This is a genomic window from Methanoregula sp. UBA64 (genome assembly GCF_002502735.1).
Classification (GTDB): domain Archaea; phylum Halobacteriota; class Methanomicrobia; order Methanomicrobiales; family Methanospirillaceae; genus Methanoregula.
Genome location: NZ_DAQC01000001.1, coordinates 301,974 through 311,229, shown reverse-complemented (window position 1 = coordinate 311,229; position 9,256 = coordinate 301,974). Strand labels below are relative to the sequence as shown.

At 53.5% G+C, this 9,256-nt stretch carries 13 protein-coding genes; 7 read left to right on the top strand and 6 right to left on the bottom strand.

The window, feature by feature from the left end:
- Positions 1-86 precede the first annotated feature (86 nt).
- The 4 genes from BP758_RS01520 (at position 87) to BP758_RS01505 (ending at position 3,718) form a co-directional block, all read left to right on the top strand.
- Positions 87-1,022 carry a class I SAM-dependent methyltransferase gene (locus BP758_RS01520; RefSeq protein WP_292368027.1) on the top strand — a complete coding sequence of 312 codons (936 nt, stop codon included), beginning with the start codon at positions 87-89 and terminating at the stop codon, positions 1,020-1,022.
- A gap of 31 nt (positions 1,023-1,053) precedes the next feature.
- Positions 1,054-1,611 (top strand): FmdE family protein, encoded by a 558-nt coding sequence (locus tag BP758_RS01515; RefSeq protein ID WP_292368025.1) that lies wholly within the window; start codon positions 1,054-1,056, stop codon positions 1,609-1,611.
- Between the two features lie 370 nt (positions 1,612-1,981).
- Positions 1,982-2,269: a hypothetical protein gene (locus tag BP758_RS01510; RefSeq protein ID WP_292368023.1), complete on the top strand. Its 288-nt coding sequence runs from the start codon at positions 1,982-1,984 to the stop codon at positions 2,267-2,269.
- Positions 2,270-2,749: 480 nt separating this feature from the next.
- Positions 2,750-3,718 carry a Rossmann-like domain-containing protein gene (locus BP758_RS01505; protein WP_292368021.1) on the top strand — a complete coding sequence of 323 codons (969 nt, stop codon included), beginning with the start codon at positions 2,750-2,752 and terminating at the stop codon, positions 3,716-3,718.
- 79 nt (positions 3,719-3,797) lie between these two features.
- On the opposite strand, the gene BP758_RS01500 is transcribed toward BP758_RS01505, so the two are convergent.
- The 3 genes from BP758_RS01500 to BP758_RS01490 form a co-directional block, all read right to left on the bottom strand.
- A complete protein-coding gene (locus tag BP758_RS01500; protein WP_292368019.1) occupies positions 3,798-4,007 on the bottom strand; it encodes a TOBE domain-containing protein in 210 nt (69 codons plus the stop codon).
- 132 nt (positions 4,008-4,139) lie between these two features.
- Entirely contained in the window at positions 4,140-5,051 is a 912-nt protein-coding gene (locus BP758_RS01495; RefSeq protein ID WP_292368017.1) for a hypothetical protein, read from the bottom strand.
- Positions 5,048-5,554 carry a type IV pilin N-terminal domain-containing protein gene (locus tag BP758_RS01490; RefSeq protein WP_292368015.1) on the bottom strand — a complete coding sequence of 169 codons (507 nt, stop codon included), beginning with the start codon at positions 5,552-5,554 and terminating at the stop codon, positions 5,048-5,050. Before BP758_RS01490 ends, BP758_RS01495 begins: the two co-directional genes overlap by 4 nt.
- 244 nt (positions 5,555-5,798) lie before the next feature.
- Here BP758_RS01490 and BP758_RS01485 point away from each other — a divergent pair, with 244 nt between their 5' ends.
- From BP758_RS01485 to nikR, 3 genes are all read left to right on the top strand, one after another.
- A complete protein-coding gene (locus BP758_RS01485) occupies positions 5,799-6,443 on the top strand; it encodes a type IV pilin N-terminal domain-containing protein (RefSeq protein ID WP_292368013.1) in 645 nt (214 codons plus the stop codon).
- Entirely contained in the window at positions 6,443-6,973 is a 531-nt protein-coding gene (locus BP758_RS01480) for a type IV pilin N-terminal domain-containing protein (protein ID WP_292368011.1), read from the top strand. The genes BP758_RS01485 and BP758_RS01480 overlap by 1 nt, the downstream gene beginning before the upstream one ends.
- Before the next feature lie 155 nt (positions 6,974-7,128).
- Positions 7,129-7,551 (top strand): nickel-responsive transcriptional regulator NikR, encoded by a 423-nt coding sequence (gene nikR, locus BP758_RS01475; protein WP_292368009.1) that lies wholly within the window; start codon positions 7,129-7,131, stop codon positions 7,549-7,551.
- Between the two features lie 99 nt (positions 7,552-7,650).
- On the opposite strand, the gene BP758_RS01470 is transcribed toward nikR, so the two are convergent.
- The 3 genes from BP758_RS01470 to BP758_RS01460 form a co-directional block, all read right to left on the bottom strand.
- Complete coding sequence (locus BP758_RS01470; RefSeq protein WP_292368007.1) at positions 7,651-8,304, bottom strand: FkbM family methyltransferase; 654 nt, start codon at positions 8,302-8,304, stop codon at positions 7,651-7,653.
- Positions 8,305-8,561: 257 nt separating this feature from the next.
- Positions 8,562-8,780, bottom strand: a complete 219-nt coding sequence (locus BP758_RS01465; protein ID WP_292368005.1) for a helix-turn-helix transcriptional regulator — start codon at positions 8,778-8,780, stop codon at positions 8,562-8,564.
- Positions 8,770-9,231: a DUF2178 domain-containing protein gene (locus BP758_RS01460; protein ID WP_292368003.1), complete on the bottom strand. Its 462-nt coding sequence runs from the start codon at positions 9,229-9,231 to the stop codon at positions 8,770-8,772. The genes BP758_RS01465 and BP758_RS01460 overlap by 11 nt, the downstream gene beginning before the upstream one ends.
- Positions 9,232-9,256: the final 25 nt, after the last annotated feature.

Below are 9,256 nucleotides of genomic sequence, written 5' to 3'. Positions count from 1 at the left end.
AGGACACTCACAGTCCGGAAAGGGAGCCCTTGAAAATAAAAATACCCCAGTTAATAAACGAATAAAATTCAGTACACTAGGTAAACATGACATTGTCCCCGGGTTTCGAGAGCCCGCACACGGCAGCACTACCCCAGAGATCCCCTGCCGATCCCTTTTTCTGGCGCGAACAGTGGCGGCAGCTGAAACTGGCCCACTGCGCTGTGCCCGGTTACGGGAATGCAAAGGAGTTCTGGGCTGACAAAAAAAGGATCCAGTCGGTTTACATAAAGGATCATGCAAAGCGCAAAAAAAGCGACACCGCACACCTGGATGCGATGAGGATACCCGATGGGTCGCGTGTCCTCGATATCGGTGCCGGCCCGGGGATCTATGCGGTACCGCTGGCTGCCCGGGGCTGCCGGGTTACCGCGGTCGAACCCTCACCGGTAATGCGGGAAGTTCTTGAAGAGAACATGCGGGAACGCGGGATGTGCGGTATCACCATCATCCCCAAACGATGGGAGGATGTAACCCAAAAGGAGCTTGACGGGCCGTTTGACGTGGTCATCGCATCGTACTCGCTCACGATGATGGACATGGGAGAGGCACTTCTCAAAATGCAGGCCTGCTGTACCGGGACCGTTCATCTCTTCTGGTTCATGACCTCCCCAGCATGGGTGCAGGTGAACCGGGATCTCTGGCCGCTGCTCCACGGGGGAGATTTCCCGGGAGAACCAACCGCAGACTGGCTCTGGCAGATCCTCTGCGAGACGGGCATCTATGCAAATGTCGAGATAGAGACAAAATTTGCCGCACCGGTGTATGCAACCGTGGACGATGCTGTACGGGAATTTTCCCAACGGCTGAACTGCACGACTGATGCGCAAAAAGAGATCGTCAGGAACTATTTCCAGTCGGTCCTGCGCCAGGAGGAGCGCGGTCTGGTTCTGGGCAGCAAAACGCTCGGTGCGCATATCTGGTGGAACACGTGTCCCGGCAACGAAGAGCCGGGTGATACCGTATCTTTAAAAAAAGAGTGAATCGTAAGGAGAACCAAAAGGGATGACTGACATGAGCGACTTTGACGATCTGTTCGCAAAAGCAAAAGAATTCCACGGGCATGTCTGCCCGGGCATTGTTCTCGGGACGCGGCTGACCATTGCCGGAATGCGGGAACTGGGCATGAACCCGCGCGAGAACAACCGGAACCTTATCGTGTACGTCGAGATCGACCGCTGCGGCGCCGATGCAGTGCAGGCAATCACCGGCTGCTCGCTCGGCCACCGCAGCCTCAAATTTAAGGATTACGGGAAGTTCGCAGCAACATTTGTGGATACACAGAACGGGAATGCCGTACGGGTATCCATCCATGAAAAAAACCGGGCCGAACACGACAAGCTGCCGCCGGCAGAAGTGATCCGGATCCTTTCTGTAGCCCCGGAGCCGGAGATCTTAAAAATCGAGCGCGTCCGGATCGCGATCAAAAAAGAAGACCTGCCGGGTTTCCCGGTGGGCAAAGCCATATGCAGCCGGTGCGGGGAGCAGGTCTCCGACAACCGGCATGTGACGGTCAACGGCGATGCGTTATGCCGGAACTGCGCCGGGGAATCCTATTACACCCCGATATGAACTATGTGCCCCTGTACCCACACATGACCGGCGGATGGTAAACCCTCTTTTTACCGGCTTTTGAAGGAGCCGGCTCCGGACCACGATGCCCCGGACTGCCCTGTCCCGCCCCCTCCCGGATCATCAGGATTATTTTCGATCAGATTCAACATGCAAGTATCCAAAAAACGGGGGGATTTTCCTGGAGACAAAACGCCTGCCGCCATTCTGCCATGTCTGCAGGCACCTTGCCCCGTCGGGATCTGCCTGCGCTGCATACGGACAGGAGATCCCGCAGGAGATCCTGTCCGGGTCCGTTCTGCACACGGAACCGTTCCCGGGAGATCACGGTATCCGGTTTACCAAGGCTACCCCTCATCCCTCCTATTTTATGACATCCGACCCGCCCGGGGTCTGCCTGTTTCGCATTCTCCCCGAGGGTACCTGTGAGCGGTACATCCCCATCATGGATGCCTGGGAGCAGGACAATACATTTCCCGGAGATCTTTTTGCCGGGGATTTTACATTTTTCGAGGTAAAGACTACCGAAGCGGATCGCTTTCTTGAAGAGTCCCGAAGCCGGAGAGACGCGATCAATCCCTGCACGCTCCAGGTCCGGCAGATGGCATACCTGCGCAACCGGAAAGATCCTCTGCATCCGTTAAAAGAGAGCCGCTGACATTCCTGCTTTCTTCATGAGGCACCGCCAAAGAGGCTGCCCCGGCTTTTTTTTTAGACAACACCCGGATAAACATCAGCGGATAGTCCGCCATTCCCCTTACGGAGCCTGAAGGGATTTTAAGAACAGATACGCACCGGCAACCTTGTACCAAAAGAACCGGTATCTTCTGCCCTGAATCCGGCACCGGGGGCCGCGATCATAAGGAGGATGCGACAGTGCTCATGGTCGATATATGTCGTGTCGCGGCCCGGCCGTGCCGTATCAGGTATGATAAACCATTTTACCGTTTCAAGCGAGGTTCTGATGTTTCTTCCACGTATTCCTGTGTCTGTGTGCATGTGTCCGCTCTGGTCGCGTGCATCTCCAAAGGGACACACCATCGTTTGTTCTGCAATAATATAATGTTTCTCCTTTAACTTTTTGGATTGATTAAATAAAAATATTTATCATTTGCCGGGATAACACTACGTACCCTTCATGAACGATGCTCGATACAGGTGTGGTGCCGTACAGGAGCCGGTAGTTTCCCTGCTTCCGGTCCTTGAGGCCACACTCTCCCGTCTGCGGCAGATGTACAGCGAACGGCAGATCCGGCCCGGCGCGGTTGACCGGATCTGCATTCGCCCGGGATGGATTGCAGTAACCGGCACAACCATGGAATGCGGCATTGCCCCGTATTACGGGGATGTCCCGGGTCGCGGACCTGACACTCCGGCACAGGTTTTAAAACAGGTGCAGTCGCTTGTCGGGATGCCGCTCCTTGTCCTTCCCGATCTGAAACTGTCCCTGAACGCTGTTCTCGATTCTTCGGTAAAACTCGCCGTGCTCTGTGCATTGTCCCAGCCGTTTCTCGGATGTCCCTCGATACGGAAAACGGGATGGCAGGCAGAGTGCTGGAGAGCGGGCGATCCCTTTATCCAGGACAACCCGGTCCTTTCCCGCCTGATCCGGCCCGACGACATTGTCGCAGTTGCAGGCCCGCACACCGGGTGCCGGGGATTATGGGAGATCTGCCGTGAGCTCCATATGCTCACACCTGACCCGGCAACCGAACCGGAAGCCCTTGAGGTGAGTGCGAATGTGTCTGCCGGCCCGACCAGGATCCATCGTCACTCCTTCGAAGATCAACAGGAGGTTCTCGGAAATGCCGATGTTGTCCTGCTCCCGTCATCCACGCTGGTGAACGGTACGTTTGAAAGATTTCTCGGGTATGCAAAAAATGCCCGGTTAACCGGTCTGGTCGGAACCGGAGCCTCCCTGGTCCCGGACGCCTTTTTCTCGCGGGGAATCGATTTTATCCAGTCCTGCAGGACCATCGATACCCGGCGCTTTATAGATACCTTCATGAACGATCCGGACCCCGTCCCGGGACTCTGTAATTTCCAGAAAGAGTACCTGTTTGCCCGGCAGGACCGAAGGAGTTCCCCGATCCGGTGTCCACGATAGCCGGACTGACGGTTCCGCAGGATAGCGCCGGCAGATACGTAAATGCACGGAGCCTGGTGCCCCGTGCCAAAAAATACGGTTAATCTACCGCAATCATTACTTCGCTTGACTTGATCACGGCATATGCTTCCTTACCGACCGCAAGGCCGAGGGATGCAACAGATTTCTTCGTGATAATGGAGGTGATCTGCTGTCCTCCGGGAAGTTCAATGATGACCTCGGAGTTTACGCTGCCCGGGGTGATCGCCTTTACTTTTCCTTTCAGGATGTTGCGTGCACTGATCTTCATGTGTGCTCACCACACGGAACTGGGGAGGGTTAGTATAAGTAGGTTATTATGGGCTGTGCAGAGATCGATGCAATAGTGGCATACGAAAAAAGGGATTGTCGGGACCAGAGCCGGGAAGTGACCTCACCCCCCCTACTTCGTACCGATCGTTATCGCTGTTGTTTGCCGGATTACGGTGACATTGGGCAGGGGATCGACAATGAGTGCCGTTGTGCGGCTGGTCGAATGGACGGTATCGTACCGGATATTGGAACAGACCGGATTCTGAATATTTGCAAGACTGGCATTTACCGCATTCTGCATGACCAGGGGAAATCCGGACAGCGGCTCTGCCTCTGCAAAGACCGTGACATTGATCCTCGTGACATTGGAAAACCGTTCAGGAGGCGCAACCGTGCTGCCCAGAGAAAGCGTGCCAATCCCGTTGCCACTAAGGGAATTTTGCGTTTCTCCCGGAGTAATATTGACGCATTTTATTTCAATAACCGAACAGGTGCCCGGATCGGATCCATAGGAAATTACCCGGGCACTGAAAAGTACGTCCGTAATATTATACGCTACTTCCCGCATGGTCGGATATTCCAGTGGCACCGACACCGATCCTTTTGTGACATTCACATAACCGCGGGACCAGACATATCCCTGGTCCTGCCAGAAATTACCTGCCGGACGATAGGAAATATTGGAAAGTACAAACCTGCTGCTTTCCATCCGGCCGGACACATTATAGAGGCGGATACCCAGGTAGGGGTCTTCTCTCTGCACCGTAAGAATCCCCCCCGATTTGGTGGAACTGTACAGGATATCCCCGCCACCAAGGGGAATTCGTTCGGATAGTTTCATACTGGCGGGCATTGATGCGGCAGATTCAATATCCGATGAGAACCGGAGCATCCCTTCTTCAACTTCATGCAGGTGCGAGACCTCTGCCTGCGCTTTCATGGAGGGAATTGCCGTGGCGTTCCAGACTGCAAAAAAGGTGACGATAACTGCCAGTACGAGCATTGCTGCGATCACCGGGGCAACTGCATCGTCCCGGGTCATACCGACACTCTCCCGATGAAAATCCGTGAACCGGGCGTGACAAGCGAGATGGTTTCATCTCCGGCCAGGGGGCCTGCGGTTACATTGATGCGGCTCCCCAGGTCAAAAACGGCAGTGTGTGAATTGTCAGAAACCATATCGAAATCCAAAGAGCACTCCGTTCTTTGAGTACTGTTTGCGCAATATTTACGCGACGTGGTATCGTTGCTGATAACCACCGTCAAATCCTCCGTTTTCACCCAGTCCCCTCCTTTGTGCCACAGGGAAATGTTGTGGGTATCGTTTGTCAACAGGATAGTAACGCTCGGATCCCGGGCAGTCGGGAGAAAATTACCCAGGGCTGCGGCAAATACCCCGATAAGGATGATCACAAGGCCGATCATCAGCATCTCGCCGACTACTTCCGATACACCGGCATCATGCGCCAGGGCATGTGCGGATATGCTGCACCGCGGTCCTCTCAGCGGCGGCTTACTTGTACAATTGGGTCCGGGAGCAGTCATGGGAGATACATCACGCAGTATTTTTGAAACCGGGTTATAGTTTAAGCGCTGCGTAATAAATCACTTTCTTTTTGTAAGACTTTAATTAATACATTACTTGGAATTTTTAACAAAAGTTAATAGTAAATAATAGATTTTTTGTATTTACCCTGATTTTTTTAACGTATACCGGATATTACGATAAATTAAGAAAGTCTTAATTACACAGTTCCCCCAACCTACCTACCGGAAAAGGAGTCAGAAAATGGAGTTGCGGGAGTCAGGGGTTTCACCGGTTGTCGGGGTCATGCTCATGCTGGCCGTGACCATCATGATCGCAGCGATCGTGAGCGCAACTGCCGGGAACTTTTCCAACACGGAAAAAAAAGCCCCGAGCGCGATTCTCGACGTCAGCATTTACGCGCACAAGCAGTATGACGGTTTTTCCACCCCTGCCATGATCATCCGGCATGTCTCGGGAAACGTCCTCCAGACAAAAGACCTCCAGATTGTGACCTATTACACGGTTCCGGGAACCAGTACCATCAGCCGGGGATCCCTGATGGGGGAAAGATCGGTTGATATGAAAGGGTCATCCGTCCCCTCCGGGGTACTTTTCATTAAGGATGACAGCCGGTTCACGGATCCGGACAGTCAGGCCAACTGGTTCGGGAATGCATCGGCAACATTTAAGCCGGGCGATATTCTGGTGACACCGGCACAATCCTGCAATGGCGAGGATGCATACACCGGCAATCCCGAATTAAAAGAAAACCCCGGGATGGATCAGTTATTCCCGAATGTTAATTTCGGAAAGGACGAATTCAGCCCCGGCGGGGTAGTCTCCGTAAAAATCATCCACACCCCGAGCGGCCAGATCATCTTCGACAAGGATGTGGTGATCAGCTGATGGTATTTCATACCCACGACAGGGCAGTTTCACCGGTTGTCGGGGTCATGCTCATGCTGGCAATCACCATCATGATCGCGGCAATCGCGAGCGCATTTGCCGGAAGTTTCAGCGATACCGGGGAAAAATCTCCCCAGAGCTCCATCAGCGTGCCTGCACATTTTGAAAAAAACGTAACCGGTAGCACAGATTATTACCGCATCTATTTCGATCATACGGGAGGAGATCCATTCTCGCTCAATTCTATCCAGGTGGTTCTCCGGTCCGATGAAACAGAGAATAAAACACAATTAACCCGGCAGGGCATAGGGAATAATAATTTTACCCTTCTTGGTAAAACGGGCCCGGCATGTGACGAAACCACCGTAAGAGCCGGAGATCGGTTTTTCATTGCCGGGAAACAGACCGCTGATGGTACCGGGATCCAGTTTGGGAATGTCATATTCTGGAAGAACAAAGAGCTCACCTGGATGGTGATCGATTCCCGGACCGGTAAAACTATTGCAACGGGATCCCTCTTCCCGCAATAGCCCTGTTTTTGCAAACAAGCCGTTAATCTGCCCAAAACCCGGCCTTCCGGCCGCATGGTAGCGTAAAGGAAATCCTCACACCAAGTATTACGTAACCACCCGGTTTTTCAAAACCTTAAAAAACAAGCAGCAATGATATTCACATAGCTGATGTTATGACCTTCGACAACGATCTCTCCCGCATTGGGATCTCGCTTCCCAAAAACCTCCTCGACAAGTTCGATGAAATTATCAATGCCCGGGGCTATTCCTCACGTTCCGAGGGTATCCGCGATGCCATCCGTACCTATATCACGTACTACAAGTGGATGGCCGATGTCAAGGGAGAACGCGAAGGCGTGATCACGATGGTATACGATCACGACCAGCGCGGCCTTCTCACGACCATAACCGACATCCAGCACGACCACCACGAGATCATCAAGGCCTCGCTCCACTCCCATGTGACCCATAACCGCTGCCTCGAAGTGATCCTCGTCCACGGGGACGGTTCCCAGTTAAAGGAACTTGCCGAGCGCCTGATGTCCCAGAAAGGTGTCGAATCGGTCAAGCTGACCACGATCCAGATTGAAGAGTAACGCTCTTCTTCCGCCATTTTTCAAGGGTTTTTGTTTAGCCAGCGGCCTTACCGGCGGGCCACGGTTCGTAACGGGGGAACCGGATGAGCATTCTGACCGCTATTTTCTGACCGCATGAAGGATACCCATGACCCCGAGGGCCGAATGAACCGGGGTGCGGTCAAGGGTAAAGGTAAAGTGCTGACCGATGAAGTCGAGCAGCGCCGGGTTTATGTTCGGGCAGATCGGGGGGATGTGCAGCTCCATCTCGATCCTCCGGATCCCGAGAAGATCTTCCGGGCAGATCGTCCATTCCGCACCTTCGCAGTCGCATTTTAAAAAATCGCATCCCCCTGCGGCATCAATGAGCTGGCCGAGCGTATAGGTCTGCACGGATCGGTCGAGATCGTCCCAGGTTATCCTGCATACCGAACCATCGCCAAGAGCACCCTCGATTACCCGGATATCTGCCGCATTCAGCCGGATATTTTCCTTCAGCGGATCTATTGTGAGGGGTTCCACGGCAGTTACGTACGGGGAAAAGCGTGCTGCCCGTAACGCGAATGCCCCGACATTGGCACCGGTGTCAAGGACACGATCGTCCCGGCGGATGTCCGAAAACCGGTACTCGGGAACCTCGGTGATCTGGCGGCAGGGAAGGTTCATCAACCGGAACCGGAGATGATCCGTTGTTACGATCATATCCCCAGAAAAACTATCCTCATGCGTCTCGGGACAATCCGCCTTACCCGCACTCTCAGGAAATTGCGCCATCTGCCTCACCGGGAAAAGAGAACGGGCTCTGGATTTCAGGACGGGATGCCAGTACCGGCCGCATTTTGTACCCGGTCAAACGGGAATTTGTTCCATTCAGCCGGTCCCGGTCACGTGCCCGGTGCGGCAGAACTGCCCCGAAAACAGCATACAGGAACAGGTGCCCGTTTCGTTTCATGAAAGCGGATCCCAGACGATCCCGAATACAACGGGAGTGATCCCGCATTCACTGGCCGGGCACCCGGCAAACGCCGGTGTTATACCCCTGCCCTGCCCTGTGCCTCCTCGTCGTACGTGAACACTTCTTCGATATTTACCCTGAAGTACCGGGAGATCCTGAACGCAAGATCGAGCGAAGGTACATATTTCCCCTTCTCGATTGCAAGAATCGTCTGGCGGGTAACACCGATTGCACGGGCGAGATCCTCCTGGGTAAGATCGTGCATTGCCCGGTACACCTTGATCTTATTCTTCATCGGTCTCCCATTCCCCGTATTTCTTTGCGTAATAGAACCTGAACCCCACGTACAAAAAGATCATCAGGCAGAGAAGACCCAGCTGGATGTACCCGATCATCCGCGGCGACATAATCTCGGGAGGCATTGTTCCGGGAGCCCGCTCAAAAAAATGTTCCCGGGAAAAGCGGGGCATGTAGAGGAGGTTCATGACAGCGAGGATCGAGAACGCACAGAACGAGACCCAGAACACCTGGAATGTCCGAAGAGCTGCTTTTTCCGTGATCCGTGCACTCCGCTCGTCTTCGATATAATCATCGACCTTCCGGTATGCCATATAGATGACAATCACACCGAGCACAAATGCAACCATGGAAAAGATCGGGGTAAAATTCTCCACAGAATACCAGAATACTGCCAGGAGCAGTACTGCAATAAACCCGATAAGCAGGTAAAAAATATTCTTCTTCATGGCATTCCTTTGCTCTAATTTTACC

Bases quoted from the DNA above. Each gene is read 5' to 3' on its own strand.
- BP758_RS01520 (WP_292368027.1), top strand. From the start codon at position 87: ATGACATTGTCCCCGGGTTTCGAGAGCCCGCACACGGCAGCACTACCC.
- BP758_RS01515 (WP_292368025.1), top strand. From the start codon at position 1,054: ATGAGCGACTTTGACGATCTGTTCGCAAAAGCAAAAGAATTCCACGGG.
- BP758_RS01510 (WP_292368023.1), top strand. From the start codon at position 1,982: ATGACATCCGACCCGCCCGGGGTCTGCCTGTTTCGCATTCTCCCCGAG.
- BP758_RS01505 (WP_292368021.1), top strand. From the start codon at position 2,750: ATGAACGATGCTCGATACAGGTGTGGTGCCGTACAGGAGCCGGTAGTT.
- BP758_RS01500 (WP_292368019.1), bottom strand. From the start codon at position 4,007: ATGAAGATCAGTGCACGCAACATCCTGAAAGGAAAAGTAAAGGCGATC.
- BP758_RS01495 (WP_292368017.1), bottom strand. From the start codon at position 5,051: ATGACCCGGGACGATGCAGTTGCCCCGGTGATCGCAGCAATGCTCGTA.
- BP758_RS01490 (WP_292368015.1), bottom strand. From the start codon at position 5,554: ATGACTGCTCCCGGACCCAATTGTACAAGTAAGCCGCCGCTGAGAGGA.
- BP758_RS01485 (WP_292368013.1), top strand. From the start codon at position 5,799: ATGGAGTTGCGGGAGTCAGGGGTTTCACCGGTTGTCGGGGTCATGCTC.
- BP758_RS01480 (WP_292368011.1), top strand. From the start codon at position 6,443: ATGGTATTTCATACCCACGACAGGGCAGTTTCACCGGTTGTCGGGGTC.
- nikR (WP_292368009.1), top strand. From the start codon at position 7,129: ATGACCTTCGACAACGATCTCTCCCGCATTGGGATCTCGCTTCCCAAA.
- BP758_RS01470 (WP_292368007.1), bottom strand. From the start codon at position 8,304: ATGGCGCAATTTCCTGAGAGTGCGGGTAAGGCGGATTGTCCCGAGACG.
- BP758_RS01465 (WP_292368005.1), bottom strand. From the start codon at position 8,780: ATGAAGAATAAGATCAAGGTGTACCGGGCAATGCACGATCTTACCCAG.
- BP758_RS01460 (WP_292368003.1), bottom strand. From the start codon at position 9,231: ATGAAGAAGAATATTTTTTACCTGCTTATCGGGTTTATTGCAGTACTG.